Source organism: Streptosporangium sp. NPDC023825, from assembly GCF_040639575.1.
In the GTDB taxonomy this organism is placed as follows: Bacteria; Actinomycetota; Actinomycetes; order Streptosporangiales; family Streptosporangiaceae; genus Streptosporangium.
Genome location: NZ_JBFAAE010000040.1, coordinates 1 through 16,096, shown reverse-complemented (window position 1 = coordinate 16,096; position 16,096 = coordinate 1). Strand labels below are relative to the sequence as shown.

Below are 16,096 nucleotides of genomic sequence, written 5' to 3'. Positions count from 1 at the left end.
CCTCGCTCTGCGCACCAGACTGTCCTAGCCAGGTTTCACGAAGGTTCCGGGGAGATGTCCAGAATAAGACCCAAAACGGGTAAAAGTCAGGACTGATAGGCCCCGGCGGCGGGGGTCGCGGACAGCGTGGCACCGGCGAGGTCCCGGGCCAGGCCCGCCCCGCCGTACCAGGTGAGGCCGAGCTTCACGCCGCGGCCGAGTGCCGGGGAGCCGGGGCGCAGGCGCAGGTCCGTCCGGCTCCTGAAGCGGGGATCGGCCATGATCGACCGGGGTCCGAGCTTGAACTTGCGGGAGCGGCCCTTGTAGACGCCGGCGTCCTCGTCGGCCCCCTTGCCGTCCTCGAAGCCCACCTGGCCGCCGACCACGACGATGTTGTTGCGCAGCTTCAGGATCGCCGGGGAGCAGCCGTCGTGGCAGGCCCAACCGAGGGTCTTGCGGGCGGGCAGGTAGACCGAGTTGTGCACCGCGACGGTGCCCTTCACCGGCCCGACCACGTGGCGGGCGCCTCGAGTGACGAGGAAGGAGCCCCTGCGCGAGGAGGTGACCACGTTGTGGGCGAAGATGTTGCCCCCGGCGGTCTTGCCCTTCTGCGCGCCGAGCTCGACGAAGGTCTCGTTGTTCCTGGCGACGTTGTGGGTGATCCGGTTGCGGTCACCGTTGAACACCTCCACGGCGGCGCCGTCGGTGCCGTAGTCCTGGCTGCCCGCGTAGCTGCCGGTGATCACGTTTCCGGTGACGAGGTTGTCGTCGCCGTTGAGCAGCACGCCGAACGCGCCGGAGTCGTCGTCGCCGCCCTCGTCGTTGACGCTCATGCGGTTGTTGTCGCTCAGGACGCTGTTCTTGACGACGTTGCGCGCGCCGATGAAGTGGACCCCGGTGACGTTGCGGTCGGCGATGACGCGGTCGAGCTCGTTGCGGCTGCCGCCGACCTCGAAGCCGGCCCACTGGCAGTTGCTCGCCCGCACCCCCACGACCCGCACGTAGGAGCCCGAGATCACCACGCAGGCCGCGTCCCTGCCGCTGATCCTCGGGGCCGCGCCCTCGCCGTACGGCTCGACCGAGATGGGGCTGGCGGCGGTGCCCCGGCCGGACAGCGTCAGCGCGCCCGGCCAGCTGCCGCCGCGCTTGAGGCGCACGGTGTCGCCGGGGCTCAGAGTGGCGGCGTTGACGTTGTCCAGGCTGCGCCAGGCCGCCGCGGCCGAGGTCCCGGCGGCGGAGTCGTCTCCGGACCTGGAGTCGACGTAGTAGACGGTGCCCGCCGCGGCCGTGGCCGCGGCGGCTCCGGGCACGGCGACGAGCATGTTTCCCGCCACGAGAGCCCCCGCCACGGGAGCGGCCCACAGCCTCGTCGAGTTCATCTTGGTACGCTCCATCGCCGTCACCGCCTGTACGTCAGCGCAGATCTTCGCACACCCGGGGTTCCCCCAGCGATCTGAGCGAAGGACGCACAGCCGGTCGTTACCTCCGCTTCACTCCGGCGGGCCGCAAGGCGGCTCCGCTCCGGCCGGGCCGGACGGGCCCGGTCGCCGTCCGCGCGGCTCACGCCCTGGTGGCGATGGTCAGGAGGTGGGCCGGGGAGCGCGTCAGGACATACTCCTGCGGCCCGTGACAACCCGCCTCGGCGAGCCACCGGGTGATCGTCTCCGGGGAGTACAGCCGCCCGCCCTGGGTGTGGTGCAGGTTGAGCTCGAAGAGCGGGGTGAAGGCCCGCGCCACCGCGTCGCCCGGATGGCCGGGATCCCGGTCGAGGACCAGCACGACCCCGCCGGGGCGCAGCGTGCGCGCCGCGGCCCGCAGCAGGGCCGAGGCCTGTTCCTCGCCGAAGCCGTGCAGCAGGTTGAACAGCAGCACGGCGTCCTGGTCCCGGTACGGGAGATCGCCCAGGATGTCCCCGGCGAGGAGGGTGACGCGGTCGGCCATCCCCTCCGAGGCCACCGCCGGGCGGCCCGCCTCGATCCCCGAGGGCAGGTCGACGACGGTGGCGCGCAGATCCGGCCGGTCGCGGCAGTAGGCGATGCTGTAGCGGGCGTGCCCTCCGCCCAGGTCGAGCAGCCGGGAGGCGCCGCCCGGCAGGGGGGCGACGGCGGCGATCTCCTCCGCCAGCCACCCCGCCTGGTCCTGGAGCAACCGCTGGAAGCGGGCCAGCACCTCGGGGCGCCCGGCCAGCCAGGCGTAGAAGTCGGCGCCGCGCCTGCCCGAGCGCACCGACTCATCCAGCCCGCCCCAGAGCCCGGCCAGGACCTCCTGCCAGAACAGCAGCGTGTTGCCGTACCCGCCGAGCAGCGGGCGGGACACGGCGGTCAGCGCGTACCCGCCGGACTCGGAGGTCACGTACCCGGTCGCGGCGAGCGCGCCGAGCAGGACGCGCAGGCCGTCCCGGTCGGCGCCGAGCCCGGCGGCCAGCTCGGGCAGGTCCCTGGGCCCGTCCGCCAGGGCCTCGAACAGGCCGAGCCGGAGCCCGGCCGCGGCGGCGTGCGCCGACATGGCGCCGATCACGTCGAGATGCGGACCGGGCGCCTCTCCGCTCTCCAGGTAGCGGCGGGCGTCCTCGGGTGTCAGGTGCAGCGGCATCGGACCTCGTTCGTAAGGGTCGCGGTTCGTATGGGGCGCGGTGCGTGAAGGTCGCGGTTGTGAAGGCTTCTCACGGGAGTGCGGTTCCGAAGGTTTCTCACGGGGCGCGGTCCCGGGGCGGGGTCAGGAGGCAGGGGGTAGGGGGTTCCGGGGCGAGGTCAGGAGGCCAGGGGCAGGAGGTTCCGGGGCGGGGTCAGAAGACTGGGGGCGGGGGCGGGGGTCAGGAGACCGGGGCGGGTGCGGTGTCCGTTCTGGGCGCGTCGGGGATCTCGCGCTCCAGGCGGCGGAGCCGGGGAAGGACGAAGGTCGTGACCGCGAGGGCGACGAGCAGCAGCCCGTCGGCCAGGAAGATCAGGGCGGTGCCCCTGCCGGGACCGGTCCCGATCAGTTCCCCGACGCTCCCGGCGAGCGCGCCGCCCGGCATCAGCAGGGGCCCGGTCAGATGTTCGGCGGCGGGCGCGGCGCTCAGGTAGGCGATGGGCATCGCGCACTGGGACAGGGTGCGCGCCGTGGCGAGCACCCGGCCGAGCGCCCCCGCCTCCGTCTTGAGCTGCAGGACCGTCATCACGCAGCCGTTGACCACCGGCAGGACGAACAGGAACGCGGGGGCGACCACCGCGATGAGCGCCACCGAGGGCGACAGGCCGTGCGCGGCCAGGGCGAGCCCGCCCGCCGCCATGAAGAGGCTCATCCCGGTGATCCTGCGGCGCGGTCCTCCCCACAGGCCCATGACGAGGCTTCCCGCGAACAGCCCCGCCCCACCGGCGAACACCAGCACCCCGAGCGTGGCGGGCCCGGTGAACGAAAGGATGAGCGGGCGGATCAGCACCCCCGCGACGGCGAACACGAGGTTGAACGCGGCGAAGACCGCCACCAGGGGGAACAGCCCGTGGGAGCGCAGGTGCCGCAGCCCGAAGAGCAGGTCGGTGCCCAGCGACGGCGGGCTCGCGACCGTCTCGGGCCGGGTGACCGACCTGGGCAGCCTGGTCGCCAGGACCACGACCGTCGCGACGGCGAACGACAGGAGGTCCAGCAGGAGCACCCCGCGCAGTCCCACCACCTCCAGCAGCGTCCCCGCCGCCACCGGGGCCGCGATCTGCAGCCCCCAGGTGGCCTGCATCAGCCCGTTGGCCCGGCCCAGGTGGCGTTCGGGGACCAGCAGCGGCGTCATCGCCTGGTAGACGGTGAGGTGGAAGGTCCCGCAGATCGCGCCGATCGCGGTGGCGACGTAGACGTGCCACACGGCCAGGCCCTGCGCCTGGACGATCAGCAGCAGCGCGGCCGTCGACAGCGCCGCCCCGCAGTCGCTCAGCACGAGCACCCGCTTCCTGTCGAAGCGGTCGACGATCACCCCGGAGAAGGGGGTGATGAGGATGCCGGGCAGCGTGGCGCAGAGCATGGTGAGGGCGAACTGGGTCTCGGATCCGGACTCCTGGTAGACCCAGACGCTGAGCACGAAGCCGGTGAGGCTGGAACCGATCACCGACACCAGCTCGGCGGACCAGATACCGGCGAACCTGAGCGCGTCGGCTCTCAACGGAGCCCTCCTTCCGCGGACGCCCCGGTGGGCGTCCCGGTCTCGGCGGACGTCCCGATGGACGTCCCGGCGGGTTTCTCGGCGAAGGCCTCGGCGGAGGCTCCGGAGGGCGTCCGGGGAGACGTCCCGGAAAGGGGTCCGGAGCACGTTTCGAGGAACGCGAGATAGCGGCCGATCAGGGCGGCATCGGGCGGCGGGCAGGTGAACGTGGTGTCGAACCCCGGTCCGCGCGGTCCCGGCGGCTCCTCGCCCAGACCGGCGGCGAACGGCCCCATCGCGACCGGCTCACCCGTGGCGGAGCGCCGAAGGATCTCCGCCCGCCAGCGCTCCCAGGGGACGAGCTCGACGTCGTACCCGTGACCGAGCAGGGCCGCCGCCATCTGCCGGTAGGTGATCCCCTCGGCGTCGAAGTAGTGGAAGTCGCGCCCCGCCGACGCCGGGTCCAGCAGCCTCGCGGCGATGGCGGCGGCGAGGTGGTCGACGGGGATGACGTCCTCGGTGACCGGGATGTCGGGCACCATGCGGAGCTGGACGAACGTGGCGAGCAGCCGGTTGAGGTAGTCCGCGGGGTCACCCCCGCCGGTGAGGCTGTGGCCGCCGACCCGCGCGGGCCGGTGGACCGTCACGGGCAGGCCGTGCTCGCGGGCCCGCCGCGCCGCCGCGTCGGCGACCCACCTGCTCTGGTAATACGGGGAGTCCAGCCCCGCGGGGTCGTCCGGGGCCTCGTCCTCGGTGATCGGGCGGTCCTCGCCTGCCCGGCCCAGGTACACGCCGAGGGTGGAGACGGTGTGCAGCGGCGTCGGCCGCAGGTGCGCGGCCAGCCGGACCATCTCCACGGTCCCGCCGACGTTCACGGGGCCGAGCATCCGGTACGGCTGGACGAAGCTGACGATCCGCCCGGTGTGGCAGATCAGGTCGCTCCCCTCCGCCACGGCGTCGTAGCGGCCGGGCTCCAGCCCCAGCCGGGGCGCCGTCAGGTCCCCGGCCAGACCGGTGACCCTCTCCCGGTAACCGGGCCTCCAGAGGCCGTGCCTGGTCAGGACGTCACGGACCCGGCCGGCGGCGGCGTGCTCGTCTCCCGCCCTGACCAGGCACACCACCTCGGGAACGCCCCGGTCGAGCAGCTCGGCCAGCAGGTGTGCCCCGAGGAGGCCCGTCGCCCCCGTCAGCAGCACCCGCCCCGGCCACCCCGCCGCCGCCCCGCCCGGCGCGGAGCCGGCCGGGCGGAGGGCGCCGCGCGCGTTCCCCGGTGCGCCGGGCGCCTCGCCCCCGTCCCCCGCTGCGCCGCGCATCGAGGCGAGGGCGTCGCGCACCTCGCCGGGCAGCACGGCCAGCGCCCTCAGGTCGTCGTCGCCGAGGGCCGGTTCCGGCGTGGCCGCGGAGGCCGCGAACTCCGCCAGGTCGGCCGTCTCGAAGAGGCCGCCGAGGGAGAGGTCGACCCCGGTCTCCCCGCGGACCTCGCCGAGCACCCTGGCGGCCAGCAGCGAGGACCCGCCGAGCGCGAAGAAGTTGTCGTGGCGTCCCACCCGGGGAAGGCCGAGCGCCCGGGCCCACACCCCGGCCAGCGCCGTCTCCAGCGGGCCGCGCGGCGGGACGTATCCCGGCGCCTCCCGCGAGGCGTCCGGGAGCCGCCCGGCGTCGATCTTCCCGTGCGGTGTGCGCGGGATCTCGTCGAGCGGTACGAGCACGGCGGGCACCATGTGCCGGGGCAGCCGCTCGCGCAGGAAGCCCCGGAGCTCCTCGGGGTCGGTGGCGCGCGGCGCCACGTAACCGACGAGCCGGTCCCCCTCGGGGGAGGCCACGACGGCCGCGTCCCGCACCCCCGGGTACGCCGTGACAGCGGACTCGATCTCGGCGGGCTCGATCCGGTAACCGTTGACCTTCAGCTGCCGGTCGACCCGCCCGAGGAACTCCAGCGTCCCGTCGGGCAGGTATCTGGCCAGGTCCCCGGTCCGGTACATGCGGGCCCCCTCGCGCCCGGCGTGGGGGTCGTGGACGAACCGCGCCCCGGTCTCCTCCGGCCGGGCGACGTAGCCCCGGGCCAGGCAGTCGCCTCCCAGGTGGAGCTCGCCCGGCGTGCCGGTGGGCGCCAGGCCGCCCCTGCGGTCGAGGACGTAGGCGCGGACGTGCGGCAGGGGGCGCCCGATCGGCAGGTGTTCCCGCCCTGCCGCCTCGGCGCCGTCGCGGGTGCGGTGCACCGTGGCGCACACGGTCGCCTCGGTCGGGCCGTAGTGGTTGAACAGCTCGGCCCGGCCGCCGGTGGCGGCGGCCCAGGCGCGGACCGCCCAGAGCGGCACCCGCTCCCCGCCGACCATCATCGTGGTGACCGGCCAGTCCGCGGGCACCGCCCCGGGCGCCAGTCCGGCCGCCCACCCGCGCCACAGGGAGGCCGCGGTGTCGACCGCGGTCACGCCGTGCCGCGCGCAGAAGCGCACCAGTTCCGGCCCGTCGAGCAGGGCGGGGTCGGGGTGCAGCACGAGGGCGGCCCCCGAGCACAGGGCGGGGAACACGTCCCCCACCGAGGCGTCGAAGGTCAGCGGCGGCAGCATCAGCACCCGCCCGCCGGGCCCGAACCCGTGGACGTCGCGGAACGACCCGGTCAGCCGGGCGAGGGTCCCGTGGGTCACCATCACCCCCTTGGGGCGCCCGGTGGACCCCGACGTGTAGATCACGTACGCGAGGTCCTCCGGTCCCGCGGGCGGCACCTCGCCGAGGTCCCCCGCCTCTTCCGCGGCTTCGGCGGTGAGAACCGCGCCGGGGTAGCCCGCGAGCGCGTCCCGGTGCTCGTCGGAGGTGACGGCGGCGACCGCCCCGGCCTCCAGGAGTATCCCGGCGATCCTGTCCGGCGGGTCGGCCGGGTTGAGCGGCAGGTAGGCGGCCCCCGCCCGCAGCGCGGCGAGCAGGGCGACGACGGCGTCCTCGCCGTTCGGCAGGACGACGGCGACGACGGACTCGCGCCGGGCCCCCGCCTCCCTCAGCCGCGCCGCCAGCCGCGCCGAGCGGCGCTCCAGCTCGCCGTAGCCGATCGTCCCGGCCTCCGAGACCAGCGCGGGAGCGGCGGGGGCCTCGGCCGCCCGCCGGGCGATGAGCTCGTGGACCGCCGTGAAGTCCCCGGCGGGCCGGGGACCGGGAGCCATCGTGAGGTCTCCGGCGGGCCGGGAACCACGGACCGCCGTGAGGTCCACGGCGGGCCGGGGGTCGCGGGGCTCCGGATCGCCGCCGGGTCTGCCCCCGTCCAGGGGCCGCTCACCCGCCGGCAAGCCGCCGTGCGAGGCGTCCGGCGTACCGGCGTGGATCCCGTCGTGGAGCGGGATCTGCCAGACCCGCAGGTCCGGCGTGGCGGTGAAGGCGGACAGGAAGACGACGACGTGGCGCAGGAACCGGTCGACGGTGACCTCGTCGTAGAGGTCGGCGGAGTAGTCGGCGTGCAGCTCGATCCCCCTCTCGCTCACGCTCACGACGAGGGTGAGGTCGAAGCGGGCGCCGGGCGAGGACTCGTCGAGTTCCCAGGTCTCCGTGGTGAGGTTCGCCGCCCGCTCGGTGGACCGGCCCCCCTCCCCCATGACGAGCAGCGTCTGGAAGACGGGGTTCCTGCGCAGGTCCCGGGGGGCTCCGGCCAGGTCGGCGATCTCCTCGAACGGCGTCGCCTGGTGGCCGAGCCCCCTGATGACCGAGCCGCGCACGGCGCGCAGGAGCTCGGCCAGGGTGGGGTCGGCCCGCAGGTCCGTCCGCACCGGGATGAGGTTGATGTAGCAGCCGACCGAGCCCTCCAGCTCGATCAGGTGCCGGTTGACCAGGGCGGTCCCGACGACCACGTCCTCCTCGTCGGAGTGCCTGGCCAGGGCGGCGGTCATCGCCGACATCGCGATGACGAACAGGGTGCAGCGCCGCGCCTTGACGAGGGCGTACAGGTCGGTCACCAGGGTGCCGGGCAGGCGCAGGGAGCGGCGGGCCCCGCCCCGTACGGGTTCGCGAGGCCGGGGCCGATCCTGCGGGAGGGTGGTGACGGCGGGCGCGCCGGACAGGTGCTCGCGCCAGTGGGCCAGGCCCGCCTCGCGCCCCTCCGCCCCCCGTTCGGCGAGCCAGGCGGCGTAGTCGGGGAACTGGGCGGAGACCGGCCCCGGCGGCTCCGCGCCGTCGGCCAGGGCCCGGTAGCAGGCCCAGAGGTCCTCCTCCAGGATCCCGAGCGAGGGCGCGTCGCACATGATGTGGTGCAGGCACCAGCCCAGGACGTGCTCCCCGGCCGCGAGCCTGATCAGCACGGCCCGGTGCAGCGGGGCCCCGTCGAGGGTGAACCTGCGCGTGAGCACGTCCCTGACGATGTCGCGCGCCCGTTCCTCGTCGGGCGCGTCCACCACCCGCAGTTCCGGCCCGCTCTCCCGCACCACCTGGGCGGGTCCCTCGACTCCCTCGGCTCCCTCGACGATGACCAGGCGCAGCGCCTCGTGCCGGTCCACGACGGCGGTGAAGGCCGCGCGCAGCGCGTCCGTGTCGAGCGGCCCGACGAGGCGCTGGAAGGTCCAGCAGACGTAGGACGCCCCGCCGCCGGCCCCGGCCCGGTCGAGGAACCACAGGCGCGCCTGGGCGGGGGTGAGCGGGATGGGCGCGGCGGGGTCGCGGCGCACGGGCGGTGTCACTCGATCCCCTCCATCACGGCCTCCATGACGATCTCTCGCAGATGGGCGGGCACCCTGCCGTCGAACCGGGTCAGGTACGCGCGCCGGTGGGCCGGGTCCCCCCACAGGAAGGGGAGGTCCGTGGCGACCATGTGGCGGATCGCGAGCAGCGGCACGGGACCGGCCAGAGGGCGCAGCGACGGGTTCCACAACCCCGGCTTGTCGGGCGGCCCGTCGTGGAACTCCCCGATCATCAGGCCCTCCTCGACGAAGGCGCCCTTCAGCGCGTTCTGCGCGCCGTCGACGAGCGCCAGGCGGTCGCCGAGGCCGGGCAGCAGCAGCAGGATCGTGGTGAACACGGCCTCGGGCCCGTCCAGCGGCGCGAGCCGGACGAACCAGGCCCGGTAGGGCTCCACCGCGGCGACGACGTCCTCGACGGTCTCGGCGGCGCGGGGTCCCACCTCGGGCACCGCGAGGTAGAACCTGTTCCGGCTCAGCGAGCCCTGGGCGTACGGGCAGACCGGGCCGTTGCGGCCCAGGTCGGGGTGCGGGCGGCACAGGTAGGTCCCGGCCCAGTCCACGACGGCCCGCAGCGCGTCCCGGTGGGCGAGGACCTCGGGCGGCGGGGACGGGGCGTCGAGGTCGGCGGTCTCGATCAGGCGGAGCGACGGGTCGTCGGGGTGCGTGATCACGGTGCCGTCCCGCGCGGGGAGGAGCCGGTGCGTACGGCCGCGAGGGCGGCTCCCGCGGCCAGCCCCGTGGCCAGTGCCGCGCCCGACCAGCGCAGCACGCGGTCCTGCCGGCGGGCCCGGCGCAACGCCTCGCCGTAGGGCATGTCGGTGTGCGAGACCATGGTGTAGAGCGGCCGCCACAGGGTGGGGAAGGCGCGGTTCAGCGCGAGGTCGGCCTGCCTGCGGGCCAGCCGCAGCGGTGACCGGGTGCCGTCGCGCAGGTCGGCGAAGTTCCGTTCCGACAGGTCGGCCAGGATGTCGGTGTGCGGTTTGCGCAGCCGTTGATACTCCTCGAACGCGGCCGCGCGGTCGCCGGGATGCCGGGCGAGGCAGCCGTCGAGCACCAGGCAGTCCTCCAGGGCCGAGTTCATGCCCTGGCCGTAGAACGGGTAGACCGCGTGGGCGGCGTCACCCGCCAGGACCACCCGGTCCGCGTGCCGCCAGCGCGAGGTGCGGATGGTCACCAGGTTCCCGACCGGGTTGGCGGCGTACTGCGCGGCCAGGTCGGGCACGAGGTCCACCACGCCGGGGAACACCCGCCGGAAGAAACGGGTGACGTCCCGCTCCCCGGCGAGTTCGGCGAAGCCGGGGGCGCCGGAGTGCGGCAGGAAGAGCGTCGCGGTGAGCGAGCCGTCCACGTTGGGGTGGGCGACGATCAGGGCGTTCTCGCCGGGCCAGACGTGCAGCGCCTCCAGCGGGACGCGGGAGCCGCCGCCGGGGGCCGCGGGAATTGTGAGCTCCTTGTACCCCCATTCGAGGAACTCCTGGCGGTAGTCGGCGGCGAGCCCCCGCTGCATGGCGGCGCGTACGGCGGAGAACGCTCCGTCCGCGCCGGCCACGAAGTCCGCGCGGGCCTCGCGCGTCTCCCCGGTGATCGCGTCGGCCAGGGTCAACATCCCGCTCTCGCGGTCGACTCCCGCGCAGCGGACGCCGAAGAGGTGCCTCACCCCCTCGTGCGCGGCGGCGCTCTCGACGAGGAGGGTGGTCAGCTCGTCCCTGCGGACCGAGTAGAGGATCTCCCCCGGGTCGGTGCCGTACGCCTGGAAGGCCGCGGGCCTGCCCGGACGGTGGATCATGCGTCCCCGCATGGGCACGAGCCTGTCCCCGAGAGCGTTCCACAGGCCGACGTGCCGCAGGGCGCGGATGCCGCGGGCCGACAGGCCCAGGTTGATCGAGCGTCCCTCGCCGTCGCCCTTGCCGTCGCGCGGGTCGGGGCGCATGTCGTAGACGTCGACCGGGTGGCCGCGGCGGGCGAGGAGGACGGCGAGCAACGATCCCGCCGGGCCCGCCCCGACGACCGCGGCCCGCGCGGTCCTGTCCGCGAGGACGGGCTCGGGGACAGGGTGGGTCTCGTGGCGGCGCGGGCCGCCGGGTAAGCCTGACAGGCCAGGCGAGTCAGGCGAGCCGAGTAATCCTGACAGGTCAGGTGTGCCAGGCGTACCGGGTAAGTGGGAGGCGTCCGTCACGGCGTCTCCTCCGGTCCCACGGCGCGGCACGAGGGCGTGCCCGCGCGGTCGTGGATCGGGACGGGGAACCGGGAAGAATCGGCGATCATGGCGAGCTGGGCGATCTGGGCGAGGTCGTGCACACTCAAAACCGGCCTCCTGAGGGGCGCGCGAGGTCGACGGGTGGAACGAGAGCGAGGTGCCGGCCGCGGGCGGCCTGGATGACACCGATGACGCTGATGACGCGGATGCCGAGCGGAAGAACCGGCGGCTCTGACGGCCTTCGCGATGTTCGAGGGGACCGGCGGCTCTGACGGCCTTCGCACTGCCCGGGAGGACCGGCGGCTACGGTCTTCGCGGTGTTCCGGAGGACCGGCGACTGCGGCGGCCTTCGCGGTGTTCCGGAGGACCGGCGGCTGCGGCGGTCCTCTCGGTGTGAGGATCTCGGAGTATAGAGATCGGCGGGCACGCCGGGGAAGCCCGTGAAGGCGGCGGAAATGGATCGCCGCGAAATGCCGGCGGGCGGGGACGTTCAGCGAACGATCTTGGGGCCGGAGCCCGTCGAGCCCCGCACGATGAGTTCCGGCTGGAAGATGAGCTCGGAGTGCCCGCCGGGCGCCCCGGCGACGGCCTCCAGGAGGGTGTGCACGGCGGCGGTGACCATCGACTGCACGGGCTGGCGCACGGTGGTCAGCGGCGGGTCGGTGAACGCGATCAGCGGCGAGTCGTCGAACCCCACCACCGACACCTCCCCCGGCACCGACAGTCCCCGGTCGCGGCAGGCCCGGATCGCGCCCAGCGCCATCAGGTCCGAGGCGCACACGATGCCCGTGCAGCCGCGCGCCAGCAGCTGCGCCGCCGCGACCTGGCCGCCCTCCACCGAGAACAGCGAGTGCGAGATCAGCCCGTCGACGTCCGTGACGCCGAGCAGCTGGGACATGGCCTGCCGGTAACCCTCGATCTTCCTGATCACCGGCACGAACCGGCCGGGGCCGACGGCCAGGCCGATGCGCTCGTGCCCGAGGTCGGCCAGGTGCTGCACGGCCAGCCGGGCCGCGGCCCGGTCGTCCGGGGAGATGAACGGGGCGGGCACGTCGGCGGCGTGCCCGTTGAGCAGGACGATCGGCACGCCCTGCCCGATCAGCTGGGTGTAGCGGTCCGAGCGCGCGGTGATGTCCGCGTGCAGCCCGGAGACGAAGATGATGCCGCTCACCCCGCGCTCCACGAGGATCTCGGTGAACTCGTCCTCGACCGCCCCGCCGGGCAGCTGGGTGCAGAGCACCGGCGTGTAGCCGTGCTGGGTGAGCGTCTTCTCGAAGGCCTGGGCGAAGGCCGGGAAGATCGGATTGTCCAGCTCCGGGGTGACCAGGCCGACCAGCCCGTTGCTGCGCTGGCGCAACCGCTGCGGGCGCTCGTAGCCCATCAGGTCCAGCGCCGTCAGCACCGCCTGCCGGGTCGACCGCGACACGCTGGGCTTGCCGTTGAGCACCCGGCTGACCGTGGCCTCGCTCACCCCGGCCTGCGCGGCGATGTCGGCCAGCCTGGCGGTGCCGGTGCCGGTGCCGGTGCCGCCGGCACCGGCGCCGAGCTGCCCGGTGCTATGCGGCATCGGGTTCCCACCAGACGGCGGAGTCGGGGGCGAGCCGCACCGTGCCGCCCGCGACGGCCGTCTCCGCGCTGGCCAGCAGGATCCGCCCGGGGGCGGGCAGCTCCACGGGCTCGCCGGTGAGGTTGACCGTGCAGGCGAACCCGTCGCCCCTGGCGAAGGCGAGGGTGCCCTGCGGGGAGTCGAGCCAGGTCAGCGGGGCGTCGTCGAAGGAGCGGCGCTCGCGCCTGATCCGCAGCGCCTCCCGGTAGAGGTTCAGCGTGGAGACCGGGTCGCCGAGCTGGGACGCGACGCTGAGCGGCCCCCAGGAGGGCGGCATGGGCAGCCAGGTCTCCTCGGCGCCGGGCAGGCTGAAGCCGAAGTGCGGCTCGCCGTCGGCCCACGGGAGCGGCACCCGGCAGCCGTCGCGGCCGTCGTCGGGGTTGCGCAGGCGCTGCGGGTCGCGCTGGAACTCCTCCGGCAGGTCGAGGACCTCGGGCAGCCCGAGCTCCTCCCCCTGGTAGATGTAGGCCGAGCCGGGCAGGGAGAGCGTCAGCAGGGCGGCGGCGCGGGCGCGGCGCAGGCCGGCCTCGCCGCCGCCGTACCGGGTGAGGTGGCGCTTGACGTCGTGGTTGGACAGCACCCAGGTGGAGGGCGCGCCGACCGTCCCGGCCGTCGTCAGCGACTCCTGGATGACCGCGCGGAACGCGGCGGCCTCCCAGGGGGCGACGAGGAAGTGGAAGTTGAACGCCTGGTGCATCTCGTCGGGGCGGACGTAGTTGGCCAGCCGCTGCGAGGAGGGCGCCCACGCCTCCGCGACGCCGATCCGCTCCCCGGGGTAGGAGTCGAGCAGCCTGCGCCAGGCACGGTGGATCTCGTGCACGCCGTCCTGGTCGAAGAACGGCACCACCTCGGTGCCGATCATCCCGACCTGGTCGGGGTGGCCGACGTCGGGCAGGCCGTCCGCCTTGACCATGCCGTGGGCGACGTCGATGCGGAAGCCGTCCACCCCCATGTCGAGCCAGAACCGCAGGATCGACTCGAACTCCGCGTGGACCTCGGGGTTCTCCCAGTTCAGGTCGGGCTGCTGGGGGGCGAACAGGTGCAGGTACCACTCGCCGTCGGGCAGCCGGGTCCACGCGGGCCCGCCGAAGACCGACTCCCAGTCGTTGGGCGGCAGCTCCCCCGTCGCGCCCCTGCCCTCGCGGAAGACGTAGCGCTCCCGCGCGGGGTCTCCGGAGGGCGCGGCCAGGGCCTCCAGGAACCAGGCGTGCCGGTCGGAGGTGTGGTTGGGCACCACGTCCACGATGACCCGCAGGCCGTGCCGGTGCGCCTCGCCGATCAGCGCCTCGGCGTCGGCCAGCGACCCGAAGATCGGGTCCACGTCCCGGTAGTCGGCCACGTCGTAGCCGAAGTCGGCCATCGGCGAGGTGTAGAACGGGGTGAGCCAGACCGCGTCGACCCCGAGGTCCGCGAGGTAGGGGAGCCCGCCGCGCACGCCGAGCAGGTCGCCCACGCCGTCGCCGTCGCCGTCGGCGAAGCTGCGCACGTAGACCTGGTAGATCACCGCGTCGCGCCACCATCGGGTGGCGGTCCCGGCACCCGGTTCCGCCCGGACAAGCTCGGTCATATTAAATCCCCCGATCAGATGACATATCAGGACGTAATAGCACAGTGGTGTTACGACTTCGTGGCACCGGCGGTGAGCCCGGTGACCAGATGCCGCTGGACGAGCAGGAAGACGACCGCCGCCGGAACCGCGATCAGCACCGCCGCCGCGGTGAGCAGGCCCCAGTCCGACCAGTGCTGGCCGACGAACTGCTGGAGCCCGATCCCGAGCGTGCGCTTCTCCTCCTGCGACATGAACACGGTGGCGTAGGCCACCTCGCCCCAGGCGGTCATGAACGAGTAGAACGCGGTGACCGCGAGGCTCGGCCTGGCCAGCGGCAGGATGACCCGCCAGAACGCGCCGAACGGCGTCAAGCCGTCGACGAGCCCCGCCTGGTCGATCTCGCGCGGGATGGAGTCGAAGTAGCTCTTCATCATCCACGCGCAGAACGGCACCGCCACCGTCATGTACGCGATGACCAGCCCGGGGATCTGGTTGAGCAGCCCGAGGCCCGCCATCAGGTTGTAGAGGGGGACGATCAGGATCGCCACCGGGAACATCTGGGTGACGAGCAGCATCCACATCACCCCGCGGTAGCCGGGGAAGCGGAAGCGGCTGATGGCGTACCCGGTCGTGGAGGCCAGGAAGACGCCGATGACCGTGGTCAGCCCGGCGACGATCACCGAGTTGAGCAGCCAGGTCGGGAACCGCGTCTCGGTCAGCACCCGCACGTAGTTGTCCAGCGAGGGCTGGTTGAAGATCTCCAGCTCGCTGGAGAGCCAGCCGTCGCGCGGCTTGAGCGAGGTCAGGACCAGCCAGACGATCGGGAACAGCGAGGTGGCGACCGCGGCGAGCAGGGTCGCGTGCAGCAGGATCGACTTGCCGACACTGCGTTCCCCGCGCCCCCGGGCACGCCTCGAGCCGGCAGTGGTGGCAGTGGTGGCTGTGCTCACCAGACCTCCCCTTGCTTGCGCAGCGAGCGCCGGTAGACCACGGCCAGCACGACGAGGAGCAGGAGGATGATCACTCCCCACGCCGCGGAGTTGGAGTAGTTGCGGACGCCGGTGAAGGCCTCACGGAAGGCGTAGGTGACCAGGATCTCGGTGGAGCTGCCCGGTCCTCCCCCGCTGATCAGATAGATCACCGGGAACATGTTGAACGTCCAGATCGTGCCCAGCAGGACAACCGTGCTCGACACGGTACGCAAGCCGGGAATCGTAATGAAGCGGAAGCGCTGCCACGGCGTGGCGCCGTCGACCTCGGCCGCCTCGTACAGCTCGCCGGGGATCGACTGGAGCCCGCCCAGCACGGCGACCATCATGAACGGCACGCCCATCCAGACGTTGACCGCGATGACCGCGATCTTCGCCGTGGTCGGGTCGTCGAGCCAGCCGACCGCGCCCAGGCCGGCGGCCCGCAGCATCGCGTTGATCACGCCGAAGTCGCTGTTGTAGAGGTAGCGCCAGATGAACGCCGAGACGAAGCCCGGGATCGCCCACGGCAGGATGAGCAGCAGCCGGTAGGCCGAGCGGAACCTGACCTTGCGGTTGAGCAGCATGGCCAGGCCGAGGCCCAGGCCGTAGTGGAACGCCACGCAGGCGACGGTCCACACGACCGTCCAGGTCAGCTTCTCCCAGAACAGCCCGCTGGTCAGGATCGCGACGTAGTTGTCGAACCAGGTGAACTCGTACGTCGAGGGGATGACGTTGACGCCGATCGTCCGGCCGATGTTGGCCTCGGTGGCGTCGGTCAGCGACAGGTAGACGCCCCTGGCCAGCGGCCAGCCGACCAGCAGGCCGGTGACCAGGATCACCGGGGCGACCATGGCCCAGGCGTACCAGTGCCGGCCCGTCGCCCGCCGGAACGGGCCGGGCTCCTTACCGCGGCCCCGGCCGCGGGCGCCGTCGGCGCCGCGAGCTGCTCGGCGACGGCACGCTGACCTGGCTGGACGCCCAGGACGGGGTGCTGGCCTTCCGCCGGGAGTCGGGTCTGGTCTGCGTGG

The 16,096-nt window shown here is 73.6% G+C and carries 11 protein-coding genes; all 11 read right to left on the bottom strand.

Annotated elements, in window-relative coordinates:
- Positions 1 to 86: 86 nt before the first annotated feature.
- Entirely contained in the window at positions 87 to 1,373 is a 1,287-nt protein-coding gene (locus AB0G15_RS28645) for a right-handed parallel beta-helix repeat-containing protein (protein ID WP_362845694.1), read from the bottom strand.
- 166 nt (positions 1,374 to 1,539) lie between these two features.
- Positions 1,540 to 2,571 carry a methyltransferase gene (locus AB0G15_RS28640; RefSeq protein ID WP_362845692.1) on the bottom strand — a complete coding sequence of 344 codons (1,032 nt, stop codon included), beginning with the start codon at positions 2,569 to 2,571 and terminating at the stop codon, positions 1,540 to 1,542.
- A 220-nt stretch (positions 2,572 to 2,791) separates the two neighbouring features.
- Positions 2,792 to 4,108 (bottom strand): MFS transporter, encoded by a 1,317-nt coding sequence (locus AB0G15_RS28635; protein ID WP_362845690.1) that lies wholly within the window; start codon positions 4,106 to 4,108, stop codon positions 2,792 to 2,794.
- Positions 4,105 to 8,745: an amino acid adenylation domain-containing protein gene (locus tag AB0G15_RS28630; RefSeq protein WP_362845688.1), complete on the bottom strand. Its 4,641-nt coding sequence runs from the start codon at positions 8,743 to 8,745 to the stop codon at positions 4,105 to 4,107. Before AB0G15_RS28630 ends, AB0G15_RS28635 begins: the two co-directional genes overlap by 4 nt.
- Positions 8,742 to 9,416 (bottom strand): DUF6875 domain-containing protein, encoded by a 675-nt coding sequence (locus AB0G15_RS28625; RefSeq protein WP_362845686.1) that lies wholly within the window; start codon positions 9,414 to 9,416, stop codon positions 8,742 to 8,744. The genes AB0G15_RS28630 and AB0G15_RS28625 overlap by 4 nt, the downstream gene beginning before the upstream one ends.
- Positions 9,413 to 10,921 (bottom strand): NAD(P)/FAD-dependent oxidoreductase, encoded by a 1,509-nt coding sequence (locus AB0G15_RS28620; RefSeq protein ID WP_362845684.1) that lies wholly within the window; start codon positions 10,919 to 10,921, stop codon positions 9,413 to 9,415. The genes AB0G15_RS28625 and AB0G15_RS28620 overlap by 4 nt, the downstream gene beginning before the upstream one ends.
- Positions 10,918 to 11,049: a hypothetical protein gene (locus AB0G15_RS28615; protein ID WP_362845682.1), complete on the bottom strand. Its 132-nt coding sequence runs from the start codon at positions 11,047 to 11,049 to the stop codon at positions 10,918 to 10,920. Before AB0G15_RS28615 ends, AB0G15_RS28620 begins: the two co-directional genes overlap by 4 nt.
- Positions 11,050 to 11,432: 383 nt before the next feature.
- On the bottom strand, positions 11,433 to 12,509 hold the full coding sequence (locus AB0G15_RS28610; RefSeq protein WP_362845680.1) for a LacI family DNA-binding transcriptional regulator: 1,077 nt from the start codon (positions 12,507 to 12,509) through the stop codon (positions 11,433 to 11,435).
- Positions 12,499 to 14,115 (bottom strand): glycoside hydrolase family 13 protein, encoded by a 1,617-nt coding sequence (locus AB0G15_RS28605; RefSeq protein WP_362845678.1) that lies wholly within the window; start codon positions 14,113 to 14,115, stop codon positions 12,499 to 12,501. Before AB0G15_RS28605 ends, AB0G15_RS28610 begins: the two co-directional genes overlap by 11 nt.
- Before the next feature lie 50 nt (positions 14,116 to 14,165).
- The gene (locus AB0G15_RS28600; protein WP_362845676.1) at positions 14,166 to 15,047 is read right to left on the bottom strand and encodes a carbohydrate ABC transporter permease; all 882 of its coding nucleotides are present in this window, start codon (positions 15,045 to 15,047) and stop codon (positions 14,166 to 14,168) included.
- Positions 15,044 to 15,919, bottom strand: a complete 876-nt coding sequence (locus AB0G15_RS28595; protein ID WP_362845674.1) for a sugar ABC transporter permease — start codon at positions 15,917 to 15,919, stop codon at positions 15,044 to 15,046. Before AB0G15_RS28595 ends, AB0G15_RS28600 begins: the two co-directional genes overlap by 4 nt.
- Positions 15,920 to 16,096 lie beyond the last annotated feature (177 nt).

Coding starts and splice junctions, on each gene's coding strand:
- AB0G15_RS28610 (WP_362845680.1), bottom strand. CDS start 12,509: ATGCCGCATAGCACCGGGCAGCTCGGCGCCGGTGCCGGCGGCACCGGC.
- AB0G15_RS28605 (WP_362845678.1), bottom strand. CDS start 14,115: ATGACCGAGCTTGTCCGGGCGGAACCGGGTGCCGGGACCGCCACCCGA.
- AB0G15_RS28645 (WP_362845694.1), bottom strand. CDS start 1,373: ATGGAGCGTACCAAGATGAACTCGACGAGGCTGTGGGCCGCTCCCGTG.
- AB0G15_RS28595 (WP_362845674.1), bottom strand. CDS start 15,919: ATGGTCGCCCCGGTGATCCTGGTCACCGGCCTGCTGGTCGGCTGGCCG.
- AB0G15_RS28640 (WP_362845692.1), bottom strand. CDS start 2,571: ATGCCGCTGCACCTGACACCCGAGGACGCCCGCCGCTACCTGGAGAGC.